23 protein-coding genes and 1 pseudogene are annotated in these 24,489 nt (G+C 67.1%); 13 read left to right on the top strand and 11 right to left on the bottom strand.

What is annotated here, in order from left to right; all coding sequences use genetic code 11:
* Positions 1-7 precede the first annotated feature (7 nt).
* From nucS to ACT9TC_RS08985, 4 genes are all read right to left on the bottom strand, one after another.
* Positions 8-703 carry an endonuclease NucS gene (gene nucS, locus ACT9TC_RS08970; protein ID WP_458040184.1) on the bottom strand — a complete coding sequence of 232 codons (696 nt, stop codon included), beginning with the start codon at positions 701-703 and terminating at the stop codon, positions 8-10.
* Between the two features lie 88 nt (positions 704-791).
* Positions 792-1,709: a MetQ/NlpA family ABC transporter substrate-binding protein gene (locus tag ACT9TC_RS08975; protein WP_458040185.1), complete on the bottom strand. Its 918-nt coding sequence runs from the start codon at positions 1,707-1,709 to the stop codon at positions 792-794.
* Between the two features lie 36 nt (positions 1,710-1,745).
* Positions 1,746-2,483 (bottom strand): methionine ABC transporter permease, encoded by a 738-nt coding sequence (locus ACT9TC_RS08980; protein WP_458040186.1) that lies wholly within the window; start codon positions 2,481-2,483, stop codon positions 1,746-1,748.
* Complete coding sequence (locus ACT9TC_RS08985; RefSeq protein WP_458040187.1) at positions 2,480-3,517, bottom strand: methionine ABC transporter ATP-binding protein; 1,038 nt, start codon at positions 3,515-3,517, stop codon at positions 2,480-2,482. The genes ACT9TC_RS08980 and ACT9TC_RS08985 overlap by 4 nt, the downstream gene beginning before the upstream one ends.
* Positions 3,518-3,693: 176 nt before the next feature.
* Here ACT9TC_RS08985 and ACT9TC_RS08990 point away from each other — a divergent pair, with 176 nt between their 5' ends.
* Positions 3,694-5,076 carry an LLM class flavin-dependent oxidoreductase gene (locus ACT9TC_RS08990; RefSeq protein ID WP_458040188.1) on the top strand — a complete coding sequence of 461 codons (1,383 nt, stop codon included), beginning with the start codon at positions 3,694-3,696 and terminating at the stop codon, positions 5,074-5,076.
* Positions 5,077-5,097: 21 nt separating this feature from the next.
* Here the strand turns inward: ACT9TC_RS08990 and ACT9TC_RS08995 are convergent, their stop codons facing one another.
* Positions 5,098-6,378, bottom strand: coding sequence for an MFS transporter (locus tag ACT9TC_RS08995; protein WP_458040189.1), 1,281 nt, complete (start codon positions 6,376-6,378; stop codon positions 5,098-5,100).
* Positions 6,379-6,461: 83 nt separating this feature from the next.
* On the opposite strand from ACT9TC_RS08995, the gene ACT9TC_RS09000 reads away from it, so the two are divergent.
* From ACT9TC_RS09000 to mnhG, 7 genes are all read left to right on the top strand, one after another.
* Positions 6,462-7,547: a LacI family DNA-binding transcriptional regulator gene (locus tag ACT9TC_RS09000; RefSeq protein WP_458040190.1), complete on the top strand. Its 1,086-nt coding sequence runs from the start codon at positions 6,462-6,464 to the stop codon at positions 7,545-7,547.
* Between the two features lie 107 nt (positions 7,548-7,654).
* Entirely contained in the window at positions 7,655-10,579 is a 2,925-nt protein-coding gene (locus ACT9TC_RS09005; RefSeq protein WP_458040191.1) for a Na+/H+ antiporter subunit A, read from the top strand.
* Complete coding sequence (locus ACT9TC_RS09010) at positions 10,579-11,118, top strand: Na(+)/H(+) antiporter subunit C (protein ID WP_458040192.1); 540 nt, start codon at positions 10,579-10,581, stop codon at positions 11,116-11,118. The genes ACT9TC_RS09005 and ACT9TC_RS09010 overlap by 1 nt, the downstream gene beginning before the upstream one ends.
* Entirely contained in the window at positions 11,115-12,668 is a 1,554-nt protein-coding gene (locus tag ACT9TC_RS09015; protein WP_458040193.1) for a Na+/H+ antiporter subunit D, read from the top strand. The genes ACT9TC_RS09010 and ACT9TC_RS09015 overlap by 4 nt, the downstream gene beginning before the upstream one ends.
* Positions 12,665-13,267: a Na+/H+ antiporter subunit E gene (locus tag ACT9TC_RS09020; RefSeq protein WP_458040194.1), complete on the top strand. Its 603-nt coding sequence runs from the start codon at positions 12,665-12,667 to the stop codon at positions 13,265-13,267. Before ACT9TC_RS09015 ends, ACT9TC_RS09020 begins: the two co-directional genes overlap by 4 nt.
* Positions 13,264-13,530: a monovalent cation/H+ antiporter complex subunit F gene (locus ACT9TC_RS09025; RefSeq protein WP_458040195.1), complete on the top strand. Its 267-nt coding sequence runs from the start codon at positions 13,264-13,266 to the stop codon at positions 13,528-13,530. The genes ACT9TC_RS09020 and ACT9TC_RS09025 overlap by 4 nt, the downstream gene beginning before the upstream one ends.
* Complete coding sequence (mnhG, locus tag ACT9TC_RS09030) at positions 13,527-13,898, top strand: monovalent cation/H(+) antiporter subunit G (RefSeq protein WP_458040196.1); 372 nt, start codon at positions 13,527-13,529, stop codon at positions 13,896-13,898. Before ACT9TC_RS09025 ends, mnhG begins: the two co-directional genes overlap by 4 nt.
* Positions 13,899-13,915: 17 nt before the next feature.
* Here the strand turns inward: mnhG and argG are convergent, their stop codons facing one another.
* From argG to ACT9TC_RS09045, 3 genes are all read right to left on the bottom strand, one after another.
* On the bottom strand, positions 13,916-15,358 hold the full coding sequence (argG, locus tag ACT9TC_RS09035; RefSeq protein WP_458040197.1) for an argininosuccinate synthase: 1,443 nt from the start codon (positions 15,356-15,358) through the stop codon (positions 13,916-13,918).
* A 75-nt stretch (positions 15,359-15,433) separates the two neighbouring features.
* Entirely contained in the window at positions 15,434-16,075 is a 642-nt protein-coding gene (locus tag ACT9TC_RS09040; RefSeq protein ID WP_458040198.1) for a peptidylprolyl isomerase, read from the bottom strand.
* Positions 16,076-16,118: 43 nt separating this feature from the next.
* The gene (locus tag ACT9TC_RS09045) at positions 16,119-16,841 is read right to left on the bottom strand and encodes a Pr6Pr family membrane protein (protein ID WP_458040199.1); all 723 of its coding nucleotides are present in this window, start codon (positions 16,839-16,841) and stop codon (positions 16,119-16,121) included.
* An 89-nt stretch (positions 16,842-16,930) separates the two neighbouring features.
* Between ACT9TC_RS09045 and ACT9TC_RS09050 the strand changes: the two genes are divergently transcribed.
* Positions 16,931-18,217, top strand: coding sequence for an adenylosuccinate synthase (locus ACT9TC_RS09050; RefSeq protein ID WP_458040200.1), 1,287 nt, complete (start codon positions 16,931-16,933; stop codon positions 18,215-18,217).
* A 1-nt stretch (position 18,218) separates the two neighbouring features.
* The gene (locus ACT9TC_RS09055; protein WP_458040201.1) at positions 18,219-19,544 is read left to right on the top strand and encodes a lactonase family protein; all 1,326 of its coding nucleotides are present in this window, start codon (positions 18,219-18,221) and stop codon (positions 19,542-19,544) included.
* Positions 19,545-19,683: 139 nt separating this feature from the next.
* Here ACT9TC_RS09055 and ACT9TC_RS09060 read toward each other — a convergent pair whose 3' ends face one another.
* Entirely contained in the window at positions 19,684-20,799 is a 1,116-nt protein-coding gene (locus tag ACT9TC_RS09060) for an AI-2E family transporter (protein WP_458040202.1), read from the bottom strand.
* 81 nt (positions 20,800-20,880) lie between these two features.
* Between ACT9TC_RS09060 and ACT9TC_RS09065 the strand changes: the two genes are divergently transcribed.
* Positions 20,881-21,180 (top strand): chorismate mutase, encoded by a 300-nt coding sequence (locus ACT9TC_RS09065; protein ID WP_036296758.1) that lies wholly within the window; start codon positions 20,881-20,883, stop codon positions 21,178-21,180.
* Between the two features lie 25 nt (positions 21,181-21,205).
* On the opposite strand, the pseudogene ACT9TC_RS09070 reads toward ACT9TC_RS09065, so the two are convergent.
* Together ACT9TC_RS09070 and ACT9TC_RS09075 are read right to left on the bottom strand one after the other, a co-directional pair.
* Positions 21,206-21,439, bottom strand: a pseudogene (locus ACT9TC_RS09070) (ATP-binding cassette domain-containing protein); the annotation flags it as partial.
* Positions 21,436-21,828 (bottom strand): GntR family transcriptional regulator, encoded by a 393-nt coding sequence (locus tag ACT9TC_RS09075; protein WP_458040203.1) that lies wholly within the window; start codon positions 21,826-21,828, stop codon positions 21,436-21,438. The gene ACT9TC_RS09075 and the pseudogene ACT9TC_RS09070, both read right to left, overlap by 4 nt.
* 315 nt (positions 21,829-22,143) lie before the next feature.
* On the opposite strand from ACT9TC_RS09075, the gene ACT9TC_RS09080 reads away from it, so the two are divergent.
* Positions 22,144-23,475 carry a quaternary amine ABC transporter ATP-binding protein gene (locus ACT9TC_RS09080; protein ID WP_458040204.1) on the top strand — a complete coding sequence of 444 codons (1,332 nt, stop codon included), beginning with the start codon at positions 22,144-22,146 and terminating at the stop codon, positions 23,473-23,475.
* A complete protein-coding gene (locus tag ACT9TC_RS09085; RefSeq protein WP_458040205.1) occupies positions 23,475-24,476 on the top strand; it encodes an ABC transporter permease in 1,002 nt (333 codons plus the stop codon). Before ACT9TC_RS09080 ends, ACT9TC_RS09085 begins: the two co-directional genes overlap by 1 nt.
* Positions 24,477-24,489: the final 13 nt, after the last annotated feature.

Raw genomic sequence — 24,489 nt, forward strand, 5'->3', positions numbered from 1 at the left:
AGTATCCCTAGAACAGGCGGGGGACCCCCGACTCGATGCCCTTCATGTCGTCGTAGTCCAGGGTGACGCAGCGGATGCCTCGGTCCGTCGCGAGCACACGGGCCTGCGGTTTGATCTCCTGCGCCGCGAAGACTCCCGTGACCGGGGCGAGGTGGGGGTCGCGACCGAGCAGGGCCAGGTAGCGGGTGAGCTGCTCGACGCCGTCGATGTCGCCCCGGCGCTTGACCTCAACCGCGATCGTTCCGCCCGCGGGGTCGCGCAGCAGTAGGTCGACCGGGCCGATCGCCGTCGGGAACTCCCGTCGCACCAGCGTGACGCCGTCGCCGATGAGCTCGACCTGCTCGGCGAGCAGGCGCTGCAGATCAGCCTCGACGCCGTCCTTCTGCAGTCCGGGATCGGCTCCGAGCTCGTGTGAGGTGTCGTGGATGATCTCGTAGATGTTGACCAGCAGGGCATCGCCCGACTTCGCGTGCGTGACACGCCACTGCTCGATCACGCCGACGTCACGGGCATCGTCGTCCGGTTGCTGCGACACCAGCGAGCAGGGCGGACTCATCCAGTTGAGCGGCTTGTAGCTGCCGCCATCCGAATGCACCAGCAGACTTCCGTCGCTTTTGTGAACCAAAAGACGGGTGGCGAGGGGGAGATGCGCGCTGAGACGGCCGGAGTAATCGACGGAGCAGCGGGCGATGACAAGACGCACCCGTCCACGGTACCCGTCGGTGCCGCCGTGCCTCGCCAGACGGTGCGTGGGGGGGCGGGATTGAGAACCCGCCCCCCAGGGCGGATGGTTACCGCGCGTCGATCGGCAGCAGGATGTCTTTGACCGAGGGGTCGGTCCGCAAGAACTCCTGCACGGCTGGGTCCTGGAATGCCTGGACGAGCTTCTTGACGTTGTCGGTGTCGGCGTAGTCCGAGCCGATCGTGAGCTGTCCCGCGAATTCGTCCGGCGCTGCCGGAGCGTAGATCTGCTTGTCGATGTCGATCTGCGCCGCGAGGTAGTACTCGGTGTAGCCCACCGCCGCGTCGAGGTCTGGCAGGGCGCGAGACTGCGCCGCGAAGTCCAGCAGCACGAATGTGAGGTTCTTCGGGTTGGCGACGATGTCGTCCTGCGTCGCGTAGGCCTTGTCGATCGACGGGTCGAGGGTGATCAGACCGGCGCGCTCGAGGACCCAGAGTCCCTGTGCCTCGTTGGCCGGGTCGGAGTACAGCGAGATCTTTCCGCCATCCGGGATCTCGCTGATGTCGTCGTACTTGTCCGACCACACGCCGAAGCCCCACCGGAAGACGGGAACCGCCGCCGTCTCTTTGAAGTCGGGGTTCGCCTCGAGCACCTGGCTGAGCCAAAGCTTGTGCTGGTAGATCGTGCCAGCCACCTCGCCCTCGCTGACGGCGCGGTTGATGGTGTTGCTGTCGGCCAGACCGCGGAAGGCGATCGTGAGCCCGTACTTGGGGGCGACCTCTTTCGCGATGAACTCCACGAGGGCCTGCTCCGAGGCGTTGCCCTCAGCGGTTGCGATCTCGAGCGTTGCGCCGGCGATCTCGTTGGGGGACTTGGCCGGGTTGAGAAGCGGAACCAGGATGGCGGCGCCAATTGCCGCGACGACGACCGCGCCGCCGACGATCCATGGCCAGCGCCGACGGGTCTTGACCTCGAACCCGTGATCGTCGCTCGGCGGCGTCGTACGGGTGTCCTGTGTGGTTGTCATGGCAGAGCTCTCCTGGGGTGTTGTGCGAGTTTGGGGTTAGGGGGTGGGCTGAAGATGACTGGGCTGAAGATGACTCTTCTGAACAGAACGCCGCGTGCGAGCGTGGGGCGTCGTGCGGAAGACGAGGGTGTCGCCGATTTTTTGCACGGCCGCGACGAGCAGAACGAGCACGATGATCGTCGCCAACATGACCCCGTTGTCGAAGCGCTGGTAGCCGTAGGTGACGGCGACGTAGCCGATTCCGCCCGCTCCGATGCTTCCCGCGATCGCGGAGTACTCGATCATGGCGATCGTGTTGATGGTGATGCCGCCGATGATGCTCGGCACGGCTTCGGACAGCTGCGCCGTGCGGATGATCTGGAGCGGTGATGCGCCGCTCGCCGTCGCGACGCGCGCGAGGTTGGCCGGAACGCCCCGCAGCGAGTTCTCGACGATGCGGGTGAAGAAGGCGATGCCCGCGATCGACATCGGAACGACCGCAGCCGCGATGCCGATGTTGGTGCCCGTGACGAATCGCGTGAACGGAACAATGGCGGCCATCAGGATGAGGAACGGCAGGGAACGACCGATGCTCACGATTCCACTCAGGATGGCGTGCAACCGCGGCCGCGGAAACAGGCCGTGCGGTGCGAGGTTGTGCACGAGCGCCCCGAGCGGGATCCCGACGATGACGACGATGGTCATGACGATGCCGACCATGATCAGCGTGTCGAGAAGAGCCGGGAGGATCAGGGCGGGAATGTCCGCGAGGGGGACGTTATCGATACGTCTCATGTCGACACCGCCCCTGAAGAAGCCGCCTCGGACGAAACCGCGCCGGCGGGAACACCCACGCGGACCGGTTCTTCCGGTCGAGCGTCGAGGCCGAGGTCTTCCAATGTTCGATGCACGCGCTCGCCGTCGGCGTGAGCGATGCCGATCACTGCGGACCCGACGGTCGATTCGTGGAGGACCTCGACGGATGCGCCGAGGAGGGATACGGGAACGCCCAGCGTCTCGCCGAGCCGGGATATCCAATCCGTCGAAACGTCTGCGGCGCGATACGAAACCACCCACGTCGTCTCGGACTCGCGCGCTGCGGCGTGCGCTCGGCGGGGTTGAAGTGCCCGGCCCAGTTCGGAGTCGGCGTTGTGCAAGAGCTCGACCAGACGGCCGGATTCGACGATGCGCCCGTGATCGAGGCGCGCGACCGAGTCGGCGATGCTCCGTACCGTGTCCATCTCGTGCGTGATGAAGATGATCGCCAGATCGAGATCGTCGCGCAGCTCTTTGACCAGGTCGACCACGGACGCGGTCGCTTCGGGATCCAACCCGCTCGTCGCCTCGTCCGAGATCAGGACGCGAGGCCGGAGTGCGAGGGCGCGTGCGATGCCGACCCTCTGACGCTGTCCGCCCGACAGTTCGTGCGGGTAGCTGTTCGTCTTGTGGGCGAGACCGACTCGATCGAGTAGTTCGGCCACCCGGCGCTTGGTCTCGAGGGCGGTGACGCCGAGGTACTCCAGCGGAAGCGCCACGTTCTGGGCGGCGGTGCGGCGACTGAAGAGGCCGTCGTGCTGGAAGATCGTGCCGATCTTGCGCCGGGCGACGCGCAGTTGCGTCGCGTTCAGGTGCGAGAGGTTGTCGCCGTTGACGATGACGGCCCCCGAGGTCGGCGCCTCGAGCAGCGTCGCGCACTGGGCGAGCGTGCTCTTGCCCGCGCCGCTCGGGCCGACGACCGCGAAGATCTCGCCGGTTGCGACGGCGAAGTCGAGACGGTCGAGCACAGTGGTGCCGCCGAAGGTCTTGGTGAGTTGCTCGAGGCGGATCATCGCGGCACCGGACGTGGGTCAGGGGAGGAAGGCATGCCGATGACCGTAAGGGCGTGGCGTCACCTCGGCACAGCCCCCGTGACGTAGTGGGTAACGACGTGACGCACGGCGTAACCATGTGACGTTGTGTGTTGCCAGCACTGGCGTAGGCAACGCGCGTGCCCGACGATTGCCCGATGACTCGACAGATCCGTTTCAATGCCTTCGACATGAACTGCGTCGCCCACCAGTCGTCGGGCATGTGGCGCCACCCCGACGACCGTTCCGCGAATTACAAGGACCTGAGCTACTGGACCGACCTGGCTCAGCTGCTCGAAAGCGGAACCTTCGACGGGATCTTCATCGCCGACGTCCTCGGCACCTACGACGTCTACGGCGGCACGAACGAAGCCGCCATCCGCCACGGCGCGCAGGTTCCCGTCGGCGATCCGGTTCTGCTGGTCTCGGCCATGGCGGCCGTCACCCAGAATCTCGGATTCGGCGTGACGGCCGGTACCGCGTACGAGCACCCGTATCCGTTCGCGCGGCGGATGTCGACGCTCGACCACCTGACCAAGGGTCGCGTCGGCTGGAACGTGGTGACCGGCTACCTCCCGTCCGCCGCCCGCAACATGGGCAACGACGACCAGCTCGAGCACGATGAGCGATACGAGCACGCGGACGAGTACCTCGAGGTCCTCTACAAACTGTGGGAGGGCTCATGGGAGGACGACGCGGTCATTCGCGACCGTGAGTCCGGTGTCTTCACCGATCCGCAGAAGGTGCACGAGATCGGCCACGAGGGCAAGTACTTCAGCGTGCCGGGCATCCATATCTCCGAGCCGTCGCCCCAGCGCACCCCCGTGATCTACCAGGCGGGCGCTTCGCCGCGCGGCATCGAGTTCGCGGCCGGCAACGCAGAGGCGATTTTTGTCGCGTCTCCGACCAAGGCCGTCCTCAAGAACACCGTGAGCAAGATCCGCGACGCCCTCGAGGGCGCCGGTCGCGATCGGTACTCGGCCCGCATCTACACGTTGCTCACGATCATCACCGACGAGACGCCGGAGAAGGCGCAGGCGAAGCACGAGGACTTCCTGCAATACGCGAACCACGAGGGCGCGCTCGTGTTCATGTCCGGATGGATGGGCATCGACCTGTCGCAGTACGAGCTCGACGAGCCCGTGGGCAACGTCAAGAGCAACGCCATCCAGTCCGTCATCGCGAACTACCAGGAGTCCGCGGCGCACGGCGAGACGTTCACGGTGCGAGACATCGCCCGCATCAGCGCCATCGGCGGCCTCGGGCCCACGATCGTCGGGTCCGGGAAGGAGGTCGCCGACCAGCTGCAGGAATGGGTGGCGGAGACGGATGTCGATGGGTTCAACCTTGCGTACGCGATCACGCCGGGAACCTTCGAGGACATCGTGAATTACGTGATCCCCGAACTGCGCGCGCGGGGTGCGTACCCGACCTCTTACGCCGAGGGAACGCTGCGCCAGAAGCTGCACGGCAAGGGCGACCGCCTGCCCTCCGACCACAAGGGCGCTGGTTACCGGGTGGGTTCGCTCATCACCTCGTGACGCCGACGCCGTGAGCAATCGTCAGGAGGCGGAGGGCTGGTTCGATGCCGACCGCTCCTCCTGGCGACGCCCTTGACCGACGTGCGCTCCCGGCAGCGGGCGAGTGGCGCCCGATGCGAAGCCCGACGCGACGATGAGCGCGACCAGGATGTAAAGGGTGTTGAGTAGACCGATGTGCTCGCTGACGAAGCCGAGCAGCGGCGGACCGCACAGGAACGCGATGTAACCGATCGTCGCGGCGGCGCTCACGCGGGCCGCTGCGCGAGCGGGGTCGTCGGCGGCCGCGGACATGCCGAGCGGAAAGCCGAGCGAGACGCCCGCGCCCCAGAGTGCCGCGCCGAGGAAGACAAGTGGGATCGACGGCGCGAGGATGAACAGCAAGAGCCCCCCGGCCGCGGCGGCCGCGAGAACGCGGAGGGTAGCGACACGACCGAAGCGGTCGACGAGCGGCCCACCCGCGATGCGGACGACGGTCATGCTGACCGAGAAGACCGCGAGGCCCGCGGCGCCCAGCGCCTGGTCGGCACCGTGGCCCTCGACCACGGTCAGCGCGAGCCAGTCGTTCGCTCCGCCCTCGGCGAAGGCCATTCCGAGCATCACGATGCCGAGCGTGTAGGTGCGGGGTTCGCGCCAGGCCGACAGGGACTCGTGCAGGCGGGCCTTCCAGTCGGGGGCGGTCCCCTCGGACGGCGCCGGATCCAGGGCGACCATGCGGGCCGGCACGTTGGCGATGCTGACGAACGCGATGACGAGGATGACGCCGCCGAGCACGGCGGTGTGCACCAGGACGTTCAAGCCCCACGTCACGGCGAGCACTCCGATGCCCGCGCCCAGCACGGTGCCGAAGCTGAAGAACGCGTGGAAGAGGGGGAGGAGTGTCTTGCCGATCTGCTTCTCGATCACGGCGCCGTCGACGTTCATCATGACGTCGAGTGATCCGTTGCCGAGGCCGAAGAGGGCAAGTCCCAGCACGACGACGCCGTAGGAACCCAGTGCATCCGTGCCGATTCCGATGATCGCGACCCCGATCGCGATCACGATCATCGCAACGAACATGCCGCGTCGTGCCCCGAAACGCGCGAGCACGACGGAGCTGAGGGACAGTCCGACGATCGACGCGACTCCCGCGAGAAGCAGGACGAAGCCGATCTGGATGTTGTCGATCTGGAGGGCTTCTTTGATCGCCGGAACCCGCGACGCCCACGTGGCGATCGAGAGTCCGCTCGCCGTGAAGATGGCGAAGACCGCCGTGCGCCAGCGCAGCAGCGCGCGGTGGTCGAGCGGTGCGGCGAGTTCGGACATGAGCAGAGTCTATCGAATCGATTCGGCGATGCCCGGCCCGCACGATGTACCATCGGTGGACCAACCCCGAACCCGGAGGAGCGATGGCTGCCGGAAGGCCCACGATCACCGATGTCGCGCGTGTCGCTCAGGTATCGCCGTCGACCGCGTCCGTGGTCTTCAGCGGCAAGGCGTCCGTGACGGATGCGACCCGCGCCCGTGTGCTCGAGGCCGCAGCCTCTCTCGGGTACACGGGTCCCGACCCTCGAGCAGCGTCGCTCCGTCGCGGGAGTAGCGGCATCGTCGGCGTGGTCTTCGAAGAACACCTCGGCGCAGCGTTCCGCGATCCGATCACGGCCGTCATGATGGACGGGCTCGCCGAAGGGGTCTCGCCGCTCGGAGCCGGGTTGCTGCTGCTTCGCGATGATGCCGGTGTCGTCAGAGACGATCCCGGTGTCGTTCCGAACGGCGCGAGCGCGCCGAGTCTGCGCTCGGCCCCCGTCGACGCCATCGTGCTGGTCGGATGCAGCGGCCGTCTCGCGGACTCGCTCGAGGCCGTCCGCGGTCGAGGTATCCCGGTTGTCGTCATCGAGGGCGATGCCGGCCCCGGCATCCCACGCGTCGAGCTGGATAACCGTGAAGCTCAGCGCCACGCAGCGCGTCACCTGCGATCGCTCGGTCACGAGAATGTCGCCGTGCTGACGCTCCCCTTCGACGCGGGACGCTGGCGGGGATGGGTTGCTGCGGACGACTCGCGCGTCCCGGTCGTGGACGTCACGCGCGAACGACTCGCGGGTGCCCGCGATGTCTTCCCCGCGGCTCGCGTCTACGCGGCGGGTGGCAGCCTGATCGACGAGGGGCTCGCGGCGGGCCGCGCCATTCTGACCGACGCCCGTAGTCGCCCCACCGCTGTCATCGCGCAGAGCGACCTTCTCGCGGCGGGCGTCGTCCGCGCCGCGGAGGAACTCGGGCTCGCGGTGCCGGGAGATGTCAGCGTGACGGGATTCGACGGCATCACCGTCGACGGATTCGCCCCCTACGAACTCACCACGCTGGTGCAACCCGCGGCGGAGAAGGGTCGCGCCGCAGGCACGATCGTCACGCGGATGATCGAGGGATTGGATGCCGCATCGATCAGTTTCACGTGCACGTTCCGGCAGGGCAACACGACGGGACCCCCGCCGGGCTGAGGCATTCGTGCGGATTACATCCAGAGGCCCGCGCGTCGGAGCACCGTAGGATAGGACCACTGTCCATTCCCTGAGCCGCCCCGGCCGACACGACCGAGGAGACGCCCGTGCTGCTGATCCTCGCCGCGTTCGCCGTCATCTCGCTGGCAATGCCGTGGCTCGTTCGGACCCTCGGATCGCGGGCTTTCTACATCGCCGCGGCGATGTCGGCGGTGGCGTTCATCGAAGCGGTTCTGCGTACGCCCGACGTCCTTGCCGATCGGACGCCCTTCGAGTCGTTCGAATGGATCCCCGCGCTCAGCATCTCACTCTCGATGCGCATGGACACCCTCGCGTGGGTCATGACCCTCGTCGTCACCGGCGTGGGCGCGCTCGTGCTGCTCTATTGCCGCTGGTACTTCCGTGACAAGCCCGAGGGGCTCGGGCAGTTCGCCGCGGTCCTGCTCGCCTTCGCCGGAACAATGTACGGCTTGGTGCTGACGGACGACATCGTCGTGCTGGTGATGTTCTGGGAGATCACCAGCATCCTGTCGTACCTGTTGATCGGGTACTACCACCGTCGAGCCGGCAGCCGCCGCGCCGCCCTGCAGGCCCTCCTGGTCACGACCCTCGGCGGGCTCGTGATGTTGATCGGCGTCGTGCTGCTCGTGGTCGACACAGGTACGTCGAGCCTGTCCGGCATCCTCGAGATCGCGCCGAGCGGACCGGTTGTCGATGCCGCCCTCGTCCTGCTGCTCGTCGGCGCGCTCAGCAAGTCGGCGATCTTCCCCTTCCACTTCTGGCTGCCGGGCGCGATGGCCGCCCCGACCCCGGTGAGCGCGTATCTGCACGCCGCCGCGATGGTGAAGGCGGGAATCTATCTGCTCGCCCGCCTTGCGCCCGTTTTCGCGGATGCCCCGCCCTGGCGCCCGATCGTCATCTCGCTCGGTGTCCTCACGATGCTGATCGGAGGCATCCAGGCGCTGCGAGAGCGCGACCTCAAGCGCATTCTGGCCTTCGGTACCGTAAGCCAGCTCGGGTTCCTGACCGTGGTCCTCGGCTTCGGTACGCGCGACGCGGCGCTCGCCGGCCTTGCGCTGCTGCTGGCCCACGCCCTGTTCAAATCCAGCCTGTTCCTGATCGTCGGTGTCATCGACCGCCAGCTCTCCACGCGCGATATCTCGGAACTGTCGGGCCTCGGCCGGCAGGCTCCCGTCATGACGACTTTCGCGTTCATCGCGATCGGATCGATGGCCGGGGTAATTCCTACGCTCGGCTTCGTCGCGAAAGAGGGCGTGCTCACGGCCCTTCTCGATGAGGCTCAGGGCGGCTCGGTATGGGGTCTCGTCGCCCTGCTCGGAGTCGTGCTCGGATCCGTATTCACGGTCGCCTACGGCACCCGATTCTTATGGGGCGCCTTCTTCCGCAAGCGGGACATGCCGGTGACCGAATGGCCCGACCCGCCGATCGGCTTCCTCGCTGCCCCCATCGTTCTCTCGGGACTGTCGATCGTCGGCGGTTTCGCGGCACCGTGGGTCGACGTGGCGCTGCAGGGTTACGCCGACACCGCGCCGGCATCGACGCCCGGCGTCGCGGCACCCGAGTACGCCTACCGCCTGGCGCTCTGGCACGGGCTCGAGCCCGCCCTGTTCCTCTCGCTCGCGACGCTCGTCGGCGGAGCGCTCGTCTTTGCTCTCGCGCAGGCGACGCGCTGGGATACCCGTCGGCGGCTCGTGCGGTTCACGGCGTCGGATGCCTACTACGAGGTCGTTCGACAGGTCGACCGCCTCTCGGTGGCCACGACGACGCTCACCCAGCGCGGATCGCTCCCCATCTACGTCGGCACGATTTTTGTCGTGCTCGTCGCCGCCGAGACGACCGTGATGCTCGCGTCACCGACCTGGCGGGCCCAGCTCGACGCGTGGCAGTCGCCCATCCAGCTCGTCGCCGCGCCGCTGATGATCGGCGCAGGCATCGCCGCGGTGCTCGCCCGCAAGCGGTACACCGGTGTCGTGCTGGTGTCGGTGACAGGGCTCGGTATGGTGCTGCTGTTCGCCACGAGCGGGGCGCCCGACCTCGCTCTGACGCAGATCCTCATCGAGACCGTGACGCTCGTCGCCTTCGCTCTCGTACTGCGGCGTCTCCCCGCGCAGATGGGCGATCACAACGCCTCCGTCGCCCGGGTTCCCCGAGCCATCCTGGCCATCGGTGTGGGCGTGACGATGGCGATGGTCGCCGCGATCGCGACGGGGGCGCGCATCGAGGCGCCGACCTCGGAATCGTGGCCGCCGCTCGCCTACGAGTTGGGGCAGGGCCGCAATGTCGTGAACGTGGCGCTCGTCGACATCCGCGGCTGGGACACCATGGGCGAGCTCTCGGTGCTCGTCCTCGCGGCGACGGGTGTCGCGTCCCTCGTCTTCGTCACCGATCGTGCCGATAACCTGCAGCGACTGACGTCGGGCGTACCGATCATGCCCGCTCGGCGCCGGCGTCGCCCGCTCGTCGAAACGCTCGCAGGCCCGCGGCCGCAGTCCGCCGCCAACGCGGGCAGCCCGCAGACGTGGCTCGTGGGTGGCCAGCGGATGCGCCCCGAGAATCGCTCGATCATCCTCGAAGTCATCGTGCGCGTGCTGTTCCACACGATCATCGTCGTGTCGATCTACCTGCTCTTCGCGGGGCACAACCTGCCTGGCGGCGGGTTCGCCGGCGGCCTCGTCGCGGGCATGGCGCTCGTCATGCGCTACGTGGCCGGTGGGCGCTACGAGTTGGGAGCGGCCGCCCCGACGGATGCTGGTCGCCTGCTGGGCGCGGGCATGGCGATCGCCGTCGCCTGTGCCGTGGTGCCCCTCTTCTTCGGTGCTCCGCCGCTGACGAGCGCCTTCATCGAGGCCGAACTGCCCGTATTCGGTCACGTCGAGTTCGTCACGACCACGATCTTCGACATCGGCGTGTACCTCGTCGTGGTGGGCCTCGTACTCGATGTGCTGCGGAGCCTCGGCGCCGAGGTCGACCGGCAAAGCCAGCCCGTTCGCGTGGGAGAGGTGGTCAGCTGATGAACGCCTCACTGACCCTCATCATCGTCATGGGTGCGCTCTTCGCGTGCGGCGTCTACGCCATGCTCGAGCGCAGCCTCACGCGCGTCTTGATCGGATTCCTCCTGCTCGGCAACGCCGCGAACCTGTTGCTGTTGATCGTCATGGGCCAGCCCGGCATCGCCCCGTTCTACGGTTCGGGCGAGACATCCGAAATGTCCGATCCTCTGCCGCAAGCCCTCATGCTCACGGCGATCGTGATCACATTCGCCATCTCGGCATTCCTGCTCGCCCTGATCTACCGCTCGTGGCAGCTCGGACAGGCCGACACCGTCATGGACGACGAGGAAGACGTTGCCCTGCGTGAGCGCGGCGTGCAGTCCGAGGACGCGATGGATGACGAAGGTTCAGCGGATGCCGAGGCTCCGACCGACTTCGTCGGTGTCGAGACCGCCCCCATCACCGTGTTGCACAGCCGGGACTTCCCGGGGCTCGTGGACGACGCGCCGACCGACAAGCCCGCGACTCGGCGCCGGTCGGACGGGGGTGAGGACTCGTGAGCTCGCTGGTTCCCCTGCTCGTCGCGCTGCCCCTCATCGGCGCTGCCCTCACCCTGATCTTCGGGCGTCGGCGCCGGTTCCAGGTGGCGATCTCGGTCGTGACCCTCGTGGCTGTCCTTGTGATCGCGGCCGTCCTTCTCGTGGCCGTCGACCAAGGCGCCCCCCTCGCCGTCTCGGTGGGCGGGTGGCCGATCCCCTTCGGAATCGTGCTGTACGTCGATCCACTCGCCGCGCTGCTCGTGCTGGTTTCCAGCATCGTCCTGATCGCGGTCCTGCTCTTCTCGATCGGCCAGGGTGCCGCAGACGGGGATGAAGAAACACCTGTCTCGATCTTCTATCCCTCGTATCTGATCCTCGCCGCGGGTATCTTCAACGCCTTCATCGCCGGCGACCTGTTCAACCTGTACGTCGGATTCGAAATCCTGCTGGTCGCCTCGTATGTGCTCATCACGCTCGGCAGCACCGAGTCGCGCATTCGCACGGGCGTCGTCTACATCGTCGTCTCGCTCGTCTCGTCGATCCTGTTCCTCTCGGCGATCGCGGCGATCTACGCTTCTCTCGGCACCGTGAACATGGCACAGATCGCCGCGCGGATGGGCGAGTTGCCACAGGATGTCCAGCTCGTTCTGCACATGCTGCTGCTCGTCGCCTTCAGCATCAAGGCGGCGGTGTTCCCGCTCTCGTTCTGGCTACCGGACTCCTATCCGACCGCTCCTGCCCCGGTTACTGCGGTGTTCGCCGGGTTGCTGACGAAGGTCGGCGTCTACGCGATCATCCGGACCGAGACGCAGATCTTCCCGAACAACGACATCAACCTGCTGCTGATGGTGGTCGCGCTTGCCACGATGATCGTGGGGGTCCTCGGCGCAGTCGCGCAGGCGGAACTCAAACGCATCCTGTCATTCACGCTCGTCAGTCACGTCGGGTACATGATCTTCGGGCTGGCGATCGGCACCGCGGCTGCCTACGGCGCGACCATCTACTACATCGTCCACCACATCATCGTGCAGACGACGCTCTTCCTTGCGGTGGGCCTGATCGAGCGCCGCGCGGGCAGTACGTCGATCCTGCGGGTGAAGGGTCTGATGCGGGTGGCGCCGGTCATCGCCGTGCTCTACTTCATCCCCGCGGTGAACCTCGGTGGCCTGCCACCCTTCTCGGGATTCATCGGCAAGTTCGCCCTGTTCGACGCCGGCGCGCAGGTCGGGACGCCGGTCGTCATGGTGCTGATCGTCGGCGGAATCGTCACCTCGCTGCTGACCCTCTACGCGCTCATGCGCGCCTGGAACCTCTCGTTCTGGCGAGAAGAAGAGGATTCTTCCGAGACGGAGGCGCGCATCGCGCATCTGGGCCGGTCGACGGGCGCTGCGGTCGAGACCGAGCGACGTGTCATCCCCCGCATCATGACGGTAGCGACCGGAGGGATGGTTGCGGTCACCCTCGCCCTGACGATCTTCGCGGGGCCGCTGCTGGAGATCTGCGTGCGTGCGGGTGAATTGCTCACGCAACCTGTCACCATCACCCAGATCGATGAGGAGGCAGAGGAATGAGCCCCGACTCCCGCGCCTCGCACGCGCGTCACATCTGGGCCCAGCTGCCGTTCTTCGGTTGGCTGATCGCCCTGTGGATGTTGCTGTGGGGCCAGTTCACCGTGCTGGCTTTCGTCACGGGCCTGATCGTCGCTCTCTTGGTCACGCGGATCTTCCGGCTGCCGCCCGTCGACCTGTCCGGCCGGCTGAACCCCTGGTACGGGCTCGTCTTTGTTGCGACCTTCCTCGCCGCGCTCGTGCGGGGTTCGCTGATCGTTGCCTGGCAGGTGCTCGACGTGCGTCAACAACCCGGCGCTGCGGTCATCGCCGTCCCGCTCCGCACCGACGACGATCTGATCATGAGTCACACGGCTGTCACGGCCTCTCTCATCCCGGGTTCGATCATCCTCGAGGCCGATCGAGACCGCCGGGTGTTGTACCTGCACGTCTTGGGTGTCCGAAACGAAACCGACGTCGAGCTCCAGCGCCGCGCCGTGCTCGGGTGGGAAGCCCGGATCGTCCGCGCGGTCGGCTCGCGGGAACAACTACGCGTCATCCGGGACTCGGCGGCGTCGGTCAACAGCCCCGACACGCCCCGACAGGGCAGGGCCCCCGTATGAACGTCCTCGTCGCAGTCATCCTCGTCGTCTTCGCGATCGCGGCTCTGCTCGCGCTCATTCGCATCGTGATCGGACCTTCGATCCTCGACCGCGTGGTCGCGAGCGACGTGCTCCTGACCGAGATCATGTGCATCCTCGGGGCCGACATGGTGATCAACCAGCACACCCGTTCGCTTCCCGTTCTGCTCATCATCGCGGCCGTGGGTGTGTTCGGTTCGATCTCGGTCGCCCGCTTCGTCGCGAGGAGGGACAATCCCCGATGATCGACATCGACTGGTTGGCCATCGCCGACACCACCGCGCTCGTCCTGGTGTTGGCCGGTGCGTTGCTGTGCCTGACCGCATCCATCGGTCTGCTGCGGCTCCGGGACGTGCCCGCCCGCCTGCACGCCGCCACCAAGCCGCAGGTGCTGGGGCTGCTGTTGATCTGCATCGCGATCGCGCTGTCGCTGCGCGCATGGCCTGTCGCGGCCTTCGTGGCCCCGGTGTTCCTCATTCAGCTCGCCACGGCGCCGTTGTCGGCACACATGGTGGGCCGCGCGGCGTACCGCAACGGAACGCTGGACCAGAGCTCACTCATCGTCGACGAGCTGCGCGAGTCGCGCGAGACGCCCCCCGCAGCGGGCGGCTGAGCGTTCAGAAAGCAGCGTCAGTCGGTGCCGGAGTCGAAGGCGGCGGCTTCGGATGCCTCGTCCACGGCATCGGCGAGGCGCTCGCGGGCGGGGTCGAACGGAGCGGCGTGCTCGGTGATCTCGGCGGACTCGCCGGCCTTCAGGTTGCCGACCAGCGCCGCAGTTGCCCCGCCGATCATCCCCATCGCGGCGTACTGCTCGAGGCGGGTGCGCGAATCGGCGATGTCGAGGTTGCGCATCGTGAGCTGACCGATGCGGTCGGTCGGACCGAAGGCGGCGTCGCCGACACGTTCCATCGACAGCTTCTCGGGCCCGTACGACATGACGGGGCCGGTCGTGTCGAGGATCGTGTAGTCCTCGCCGCGGCGCAGGCGCAGGGTGACCGTGCCCGAGATCGTCGAGCCGACCCACTTCTGGATCGACTCGCGCAGCATGAGTGACTGGGGCTCGAGCCAGCGGCCCTCGTACATCAGGCGACCGAGGCGACGACCCTGCTCGTGGTACGTCGCGAGGGTGTCCTCGTTGACGATCGCGTTCACGAGTCGTTCGTACGCCGTGAAAAGCAACGCCATGCCGGGGGCTTCGTAGATTCCGCGGCTCTTGGCCTCGATGATTCGGTTCTCGATCTGGTCGCTCATGCCGAGGCCGTGGCGTCCACCGATCGTGTTCGCCTCGCGGACGAGCGCGACGGCGTCGGTGAACTCCTGACCGTTGATGGCGACCGGGCGTCCGGCCTCGAACGTGATCGTGACGTCTTCGGTGGCGATGGCGACGGATTCGTCCCAGAACCGCACGCCCATGATGGGCTCGACGGTCTCGAGCGAGACGTCGAGGTGCTCGAGGGTCTTGGCCTCGTGCGTCGCACCCCAGATGTTTGCGTCGGTCGAATAGGCCTTCTCGGCCGCGTCGCGGTACGGGAAGCCGTGTGCGACGAGCCACTCGCTCATCTCTGTGCGTCCGCCGAGCTCGGTCACGAAGTCGGCGTCGAGCCACGGCTTGTAGATGCGCAGACGGGGGTTCGCGAGCAGGCCGTAGCGGTAGAACCGCTCGATGTCGTTGCCCTTGTAGGTGGAGCCGTCGCCCCAGATGTCGACGCCGTCTTCCTTCATGGCGCGCACGAGCAGGGTGCCGGTGACAGCGCGGCCGAGAGGCGTGGTGTTGAAGTAGGTGCGTCCGCCCGAGCGGATGTGGAAGGCACCGCACGCGAGAGCGCTGAAGCCCTCTTCGACGAGCGCCGCCTTGGCATCGACGAGGCGCGAGACCTCGGCGCCGTACTCGAGCGCGCGGCCGGGGATCGCCTCGACATCCGGCTCGTCCGGCTGACCGAGGTCACCGGTGTACGTGCAGGGGATGGCGCCCTTGTCGCGCATCCACGCGACGGCGACCGAGGTGTCCAAGCCACCGGAGAAGGCGATGCCGACGCGCTCGCCGACGGGCAGGGACTGGAGAACCTTCGACATGGTTCCGATTCTACTGACGCGGCATGTCGCCTCCCGCCGGTCCGCAGCGCGCGCTCCTGAGCGGTGGCCCGCGGATCAGCCCAGCGAGACGGCCGTGAGCGTCACAGGTGTGGCGGGTGCCCCGTCGGCGGCGCCACCCTCGGCCCCGGCGGCCGCGATCTGCCGCACGACCGCAAGGCCCTCGGGTGAGAGCATTCCGAAGACGGTGTAAGCGGCCGGCAGTTCGGTGTCCTCGTACACGAGGAAGAACTGCGAGCCGTTCGTGTCGGGTCCGGCGTTCGCCATGGCGACCGTGCCAGCCGGGTATGTCTCGGCGCCGTCCAGCTCGTCGGCGTACGAGTAGCCCGGCCCGCCCATGCCCGTGCCCGAGGGGTCGCCGCACTGCAGCACGAAGATTCCCTCGGTCGTCAGCCGGTGGCAGGGGCTGTTGTCGTAGTAGCCCTGTTCGGCGAGCGAGACGAAGCTGCCGACCGTGCACGGCGTGCGGCCGGCATCGAGCGTCAGCGGAAGGTTTCCCGCCGTGGTCTGCAGCGTGGCTTCGATCACGCCGGTGACGTCATCGCTCGGCACCGACACGTCTCGCACGCCCCCGGCGGCCTTGACGTAGGAGCAGCCTTCCGTCTCTGCAGGAGCGGCGTCCGGTGTGCCCGCGGCGCACCCCGCCAGCATCGTGATTGCGAAGCCGACAAGGGAAAGGGAGAGCAGACGCGAACGCATGGATACAGATTAGGTGGAGCGACGTCCTCAGCGCGGAGGACTGCTACACCCCGTCGCTTGTGCCCCGGATTGCCCGCGCACGCCCGATCCACACCGCGAGCGCCCCGACCGCGATGATCCCTGCCGCGATCGCGACGACATACACCGCGACGCCGGCGTATCCGGGCGGTTGCAGCGCGGGATTGTTCGGGTTCAGGAAGGGGTACGGGTACCAGTACGGCTCGCCGTTGCCGGGAGAGGTGACGAGCGGGCCACGTACGAGCGTGTAGATCACCCAAGCAATGGGGTAGATCACGATGATCCAGATCGCGCGCCAGGGCAGCGGACGTCGACGGGGCGCGAGGAGCAGATCGAAGAGAAGCACGATCGGAACGACGACGTGCATCACCTCGTTCGACCACGCCACCGTTTCGCCCTGCGGCAACTGGATGCCCCGCAGCAGCAGGTTGTAGACGGTGCCCGTGATCACCATGTAGGTGGTGACGCAGACCAGCAGGACGGCGAACCAGCGCGGTTCGACATCCGTTCGTCGTCCCTGCGTCCAGAACAGCAGCGCACCGATCGTCAGGGTCACGGCGGCCGCGACGTTGGACTGAATGGTGAAGAAGCTGAGGAAGTTGGCGACGACCGTGCCGACGGGTTGCCCGGCCGCCTCGGCATTGGAGATGGTGCGAACGAGCTGGGCGATGATCGCGGCGACACCCGCGACGGCGGTGAGAATGCGCACGGTGGCCCAGAAGTGGGCCCAGGCGGGGGATCGAAGCATGCGCTCACCCTAGCGACCAGAAGTCCCGGAAGGACGACGCCGGTAGGATGGTGTCTTACCCGTCCTGACAAGAAAGCCGGGGGTCCACCATGCCAGGAATCGTGATCGTCGGCGTGCAGTGGGGCGACGAAGGCAAGGGAAAAGCCACCGACCTGCTGGGCGAACGTACCGACTGGGTCGTGAAGTTCAACGGCGGCAACAACGCCGGCCACACCGTCGTCATCGGCGACGAGAAGTACGCGCTGCACCTGCTGCCCTCCGGCATCCTGTCGCCCGGCGTCGTCCCCGTGATCGGCAACGGCGTCGTCGTCGACCTCGAGGTGCTGTTCGCCGAGCTCGGGGCGCTCGCCGCGCGCGGTGTCGACACGAGCAAGCTGCGGGTCAGCGCCAACGCGCACATCATCACGCAGTACCACCGCACGCTCGACAAGGTGACCGAGCGCTTCCTCGGTAAGCGTCAGATCGGTACGACGGGCCGCGGAATCGGCCCGGCCTACGCCGACAAGATCAACCGCGTCGGCATTCGGGTTCAGGACATCTTCGACGAGAACATCCTGCGCCAGAAGGTCGAGGGTGCGCTCGACCACAAGAATCACCTGCTGGTGAAGATCTTCAACCGACGCGCGATCTCGGTCGACGAGGTCGTCGAGGACTTGCTTTCGTATGCCGACCGGCTGCGGCCGATGGTCGCCGACACCGGGCTTCTGCTGAACGATGCGCTGGATGCGGGCGATGTCGTCGTCTTCGAGGGTGGCCAGGCCACGATGCTCGACGTCGACCACGGCACGTACCCATTCGTCACGTCATCGTCCGCCACCGCGGGCGGCGCGGCTACGGGTTCGGGCGTCGGCCCGAACCGTCTCGACCGCATCGTGGGGATCGTCAAGGCGTACACGACGCGCGTCGGCTCCGGACCTTTCACTACCGAGCTGTTCGGCGACGAGGGCGACTGGCTACGCTCGCGCGGGTTCGAGTTCGGCACGACCACGGGCCGCCCGCGTCGCGTCGGCTGGTACGACGCCCCGATCACCCGATACGCCACGCGCATCAACGGCATCACCGACCTCGTGCTGACGAAGCTCGACATCCTCACCGGACTCGAGCAGGTTCCCGTCTGTGTCGCCTATGACGTGGATGGCGAGCGATTCGACGAGGTGCCGATCAACCAGTCGGACTTCCACCACGCGACGCCGATCCTCGAGTACTTCCCGGGTTGGTCGGAAGACATCTCGAAGGCGCGGACGTTCGAGGAGCTTCCGGTCGCGGCGCGCGACTACGTGCTCGCCCTTGAAGGCATGAGTGGCACACGCATCTCGGTGATCGGTGTCGGGCCCGCGCGCGACCAGGTCATCGTGCGACACGACCTCGTGGACTGACATGCGGTTCTGGGTCGGGGGATACTCCTCCGACATGGACGGCACCGCCGAGGGTATCGGCCTGCTGACCGTCGGTGAGGATGGCTCGCCCTTCGCATCCGGCCCGCTCTCGTTTCGCGGGGCGGTGCGTCCGGAGCTGGCGTCGCCGTCGTGGCTCGCGGCACACCCCCGCCTGGACGTCGTCTACGCGGCGCTCGAGGGCGAAGGGTGCGTGGCCGCGCTCGCGCGCACGGGCGACACGTCGTTCAGTGCGTTGGGCTCGTCGGTTGAGGCGGGCGAAGCGGTGTGCCATGTCGCGGTCAGCCCCGCCGGGGACTATCTGCTCGCGAGCTGCTGGGGCGGCGACGGCCGGGTCGTACGGATCGCCCTCGATGGCAGCGGACGCCCGACCGGACGTGCCGTTGCGCAGGCGGCGCGGGACCCGTATGGCACGCACGGCGGTGTGGACCCGCGCCATATGCCCCACGAGGATGTTGACGACGAACCCGAAGATCCGCGGGTGGCAGCGGAACGCCGCGAAGAGCGGATGTCGCGGGCACCCGCCGACCGGGATGCCGATCGGCGCGAGGCCGCGATCGGTCTCGCCGACGCCGCGGCCGCGCTCCGAGCGGCCGCCGGCGCTGAGTTCGCTCATCTGATCCCGGACCACGACCGACCGACCGAGCCGGACGTGCGCGGTGGGACGCTGCTGGCGCGGGCGGTCGATGTCGATGTCGATGCGCCCCAGCGCACCTCGCGCGCCCATGCCGCGGCGTTCCTGCCCGACGGGCGGGCGCTGACGACGGACCTCGGCTTCGACCTCGTGCGGATCTGGCGCACGGTCGGGGGTCGGATGCTGCCCGATCACGACGTCACCCTGCCGCGCGGCTCGGGGCCGCGGCACCTGGTCGTGCATCCGAGCGGATTCGTCTACGTGCTGACGGAGCACTCGACCGAGGTCTTCGTGCTCGGCGCCGACCGGGCAGGGCAGTGGACCGTCCGCGGCAGCGTCCCGGCCGCGGCGCTTACGCTCCCGGATGACGCGGGCGCGGAACTCGCGACATCCCACGATCGTGCGTTCCTGTATGCCGGACTGCGGGGGAGTGACACGATCGCCGTGCTGCGCGTCGTGGGCGATGGCAGCAGCCTCGAGCCGGTGGCGCTCGCCGAGTCGGGCGTGACCTGGCCCCGGCATCACCTGGTCGTGCGCGACACCCTGCTGGTTGCCGGGCAGCGTTCGAACGATGTCGTGTCGTTGTCGCTCGACATCCGCACCGGTGTGCCCAGCCGGGTGCGCCAGCGCACGAGCGTCCCGTCGCCGACCCGCACCCTGCGCGCCCGCGACTGACGCCGCCGCCACTCACCGAAACACCACTTGCGTGGCGAAACCCCACCCGTCACGGGGTTTCTCGTCGCGTGAGGGGTGTTTCGGTGAGCCGGGCGGGCAGTCGGGTGGCCGGGTGGCCGGGTGGCCGGGCGTCCCGGTGTCAGACCTTGGCGTCTTGGCGTGGCACCCACACCTGTTTGATGATCAACAGGATCGATGCCGATACGGGAATCGCAACGAGCGCGCCGATCAGCCCGAGCAGTGTGCCACCCACGAGCGCCCCGATCACGACGAGCGCCCCGGGGATCTCGATCGTCCGGTTCATGACCCGGGGCGTCAGCACGTAGGCCTCGATCTGGATGTACAGCAGGTAGAAGACCGCGAACAGCAGAGCGAGGAGGGGGTCCGAGAATAGCGCGATGACACTCGCGATGATCCAGTAGAGCACCGGACCGATGAGCGGGATCAGGGTGATCAGGAACGCGATCACCGCCATCAGCGCGGGGAAGGGAAGCCCGAGCACGATGTGCAGAATGAAGGCGAAGATCGAGTTGGCGGTGGCCAGAATGACCATTCCGATCAGGTATCCGCCGATCGATCCGGTGATTTGCTCGGTCATCGATGCGAGCCCCACGCGGTTGCGGGCCGGGGCGAGTCGGTAGAAGGCCTGCTTGATCGCGGGCATCGAGGCGATGAAGTACAGGGTCAGCACGAGGGTGATGAACCCGCCCGAGATGGCCGAAACGATGTTGATGCCGAGCTGCACGGCACCGCCACCGATCGCGGCGATGTTGCCGGGGTCGGTAATGAAGGTCTCGAGGTTGTTGAGGAGGTCAGGAACCGCGGCGCCGAACATGCCTTGCAGGTATGCGAACCAATCCGACTGCTCGGCCGAATTAATCAGGCTCGGGATGTCGCGCACGAACTGCGAAATCTGCGCGATCACCGTGGGGAGGATGATCCACAGCACTCCGGCGAGCAAGAGTGCGACGGCCAGGAACACGATCGCGATGGCCCAGCCGCGCTTGACGCCGCGGCGCATCAACCAGTCGACGGCCGGCTCGAGCCCGAGCGCGGCGAAGAGCGCCAGCACGATGTAGATGATGACGGTCGCCAGATTGCTGATCGCCAGCCCCAGCAGGAGGGCGGCTAGTCCGCCCAGGGTGAGGGTGAAACCGACGGCGAACGGCTGGTCGATTCTTGCCCAGAATGCGCGTGCGCCCGAGACGGGAGCTGCGGATGCCGGGGGCACGGGGGCGGTCGGGGGCTTACGCATGGTCACACCTTAGTGGCGGGCGGTGTCGCGGCCAGCGACGCGGCATGACCGCCCGGTAGCCTCATGGGGAAGGAGGGCCCCGTGACCCACGAAAGCGACCCGCGCAACGAGCTGTTGCGACTGCGTGCGAGCATCGACAACATCGATGCCGCGCTCGTCTACATGTTGGCCGAGCGCTTCCGCTGCACCAAGCAAGTCGGTGTGTTGAAGGCGACCCACGAGATGCCGGCGTCTGACCCGACGCGCGAGATCGAACAGGTGGCCCGTCTGCGGCGCCTCGCGCTCGATGCGGACCTCGACCCCGCCTTCGCCGAGAAGTGGTTCAACTTCGTCGTCGCCGAGGTCATCCACCACCACGAGCAGGCGGCCAACGGGCGCTGACACGGCCGCCTCGGTCTAGCATTCACATGCGCTGCAGAATCCGCGCGTTCTCGTACGGCCTCTCGCCGAAGATGCGGATGTCGCCGCTCGTGGCGAAGTTCTGCGCGGTGAGCATCGACATCACGGTGGTCTTTCCGGCACCGTTGCGTCCGAGCAATCCGTAGATCACGTCCTTCTCGATCGTGAACGACGCATCGTCCACCGCGAGGGTGTCACGGTATCGCTTGGTGAGGTTCTGCACCTCGATCACGGGGTTCATGGCATGGTCCTTTCGGAAGGAACGGGAGTGGTGTCGCTGGCGCGCTCACGGATGAGCGCGATGAGGTCATCGGGGCCGAGTCCGAGCCTCTGGGCCTCGGCGAGCAGCGGGTCAAGGTAACGATCCGAGAACGCTCCACGCCGGACCGCGAGCACCCGATCGCGGGCGCCCGCGGCGACGAACATGCCGATGCCGCGTCGCTTGTAGAGCACGCCCTGGTCGACGAGCATCGAAACTCCTTTCGCCGCGGTCGCGGGGTTGATTCGGTAGAAAGCAGCGAGCTCGTTTGTAGACGGGGCCTGGGATTCTTCGGCGAGGCTGCCGTCGACGATCTGGTCCTCGATGCTCTCGGCGATCTGCAGGAACAAAGCCCGGCCCTCTTCGATCACACGTTCCTCCGCCCAGTGGACTGGTTAAATATATAAGTAAGTAACCATAGAACACAAAGTCTGTCAAGAGACGGCCGAATTCAACCGTTTCGCGGCCGCTCGGACTTGCCCCATGTGCCCATGTCTGATGGTCTGGAACCAGAGGCCACACGGCCTTCACGACCAGTCCGCGCTCGTTAGACCCCAACCCGATGGGTGTGTCAGCGAAGCGTACGGTCGGCGATCTGGGCGGTAGACCCGATGTCAACCGCCGGTGTCGCGAGAGTCCCGAACGGGATTCCCGCAGGCCGAGGATCGCCCACCCGGGCGTGACCGATGCGATCCCGTGAGCGCTGGGACCGCCGAGGTGGTACCACCGTGTCAACTGCGCATGCGATTGAGGCCCAAGGCCTCTACAAAGTTTTCGGCCGCAACCCCAAGCAGGCGGTCAAGCGGCTCGCCGCCGGCGCGAGCCAAGCAGCGGTCTCAGGCCTCGGAACCGCCGCGGTGATCGACGCCAGCTTCACGGTCGATCAGGGTGAGATCTTCGTCATCATGGGTCTCTCTGGCTCCGGCAAGTCCACGATCATCCGCATGCTCAACGGCCTGCACGACACGACCGCGGGGAAGATCACCGTGCAGGGTGAGGTCATCACCGACATTCCCGCGGCGAAGCTGCGAGACATCCGGCGCGATCGCGTGTCGATGGTCTTCCAGCACTTCGCTCTGTTGCCGCACCGGACGGTGGCCGACAACGTCGCGTACCCGCTCGAGCTGCGAGGCGTCGCGAAGGCCGAACGCCTGGCGAAAGCCGACGAGATCCTGTCGCTGGTCGGTCTCGAGGGGTGGGGTGACAAACTGCCGTCGGCCCTCTCGGGTGGCATGCAGCAGCGCGTCGGCATTGCACGCGCGCTCGCCGCAGACACGGACATCCTGCTCATGGACGAGGCCTTCAGCGCGCTCGACCCGCTCATCCGGCGCGAAATGCAGGAGCAGTTGCTCCAGCTGCAACAGAAGCTGAAGAAGACCATCGTCTTCATCACCCACGACCTCAACGAGGCCATGTTTCTCGGCGACCGCATCGCGGTCATGCGCGAGGGTCGCATCGTGCAGATCGGCACGCCCGAAGACATCCTGACCGACCCGGCGAACGACTACGTCGAGCAGTTCGTGCAGGACGTCGACCGCACCCGCGTGCTCACTGCGGCCAACGTCATGGAGCCGGCACTTCCCGTCGTGGGTGAGACCGCGGGTCCCCGCACCGCACTCAAACAGATGCGCGACGCATACATGTCTGCGGCGTACGTGGTCGATCGCGAGCGCCGCCTTGTCGGCATCGTGAGTGACCACGACGCGCTGAAGCTCGTGCGCAAGAACGCGACCTCCCTGTCGTCGGTGCTCGGCCCCGCACCGCAGAGCGTGCGCGACGACGAGGTGCTGATGAACCTGTTCGTGCCCGCCGTCGAATCTCGACTGCCGCTCGCGGTGACGGATGCCGCGGGCCGCCTCGTCGGCGTGATTCCCCGGGTCACCCTGCTCGCCGCGCTGACGCCCGGAACGCCCGCCACCGGTGAGATCGAGATCGTCGAGCAGCCGGTTCCGACGACCGTGATCGATCAGGTGCTTGCCCAGACCACGGGCATGGCCGACGCCGAGGGGGTGCGCTGATGGATGGTTTTCGCATTCCGCTCGGTCTGTGGATCGACACCGGGGTCGACTGGATCAGGGACAACCTCGAATGGCTGCTCGACACCATCGCGTTCGTGGCGCGGTGGCTCGTAGACTCGCTCACCGACGTGCTGGTGATCACGCCGATCCCCGTCGTCATCATCATCTTCGCGTTGATCGGATGGCTGGTGCGCTCGTGGCAGCTCGCACTCGGCACAGCAATCTCGTTCACACTTATCGTCGGGATGGACCAGTGGGAGTCGTCGATGCAGACGCTGGCGCTGGTGTTGATCGCGGCTCTGGTTGCGCTCGTGATCGCGATTCCCCTCGGGATCTGGTCGGCACGAAACGACACGGTGCGTGCGATCCTCAAGCCCGTACTGGACTTCATGCAGACGATGCCAGCCTTCGTCTACCTGATCCCGGCGATCACCTTCTTCAGCATCGGGGTCGTCCCCGGAGTAGTGGCCACCGTGATCTTCGCGTTGCCCCCGGGGGTGCGGCTCACCGAGCTGGGCATCCGCGGTGTGGACTCCGAGACGGTCGAAGCCGGGCACGCTTTCGGTGCGAAGCCGGGCCAGATCCTGCGCGGCATCCAGTTGCCGTTGGCTGTGCCCACCATCATGGCGGGCGTCAATCAGGTGATCATGCTCGCCCTCTCGATGGCCGTTGTCGCCGGAATCGCCGGGGCTCCGGGGCTCGGGCAAGAGGTCGTTCAGTCCATCTCGACCGTTGACCTCGCACAGGGCGTCGAAGCGGGCCTGGGCGTTGTCATCCTCGCCGTGTTCCTCGACCGCGTCACGGCGTCGCTCGGAAATCCCGGCGCATACCGCTCCTCACTGGCCGCGACCATCTCAGGCCGGCGCGGCGGTACTGGTGGCGGGGGCGGCGGCGGAAGTCGTCGAGGGGGCGGCGGCGGAAGTCGTCGAGGTTCGACCGCGATCGCAGCCGAAGAGGCGGAGCGCAGCGCGGCATCACCCCACCGGGCGCCGATCCACTAAAGACCACAACTGA

The organism is Microbacterium sp. HM-570 (assembly GCF_054165885.1).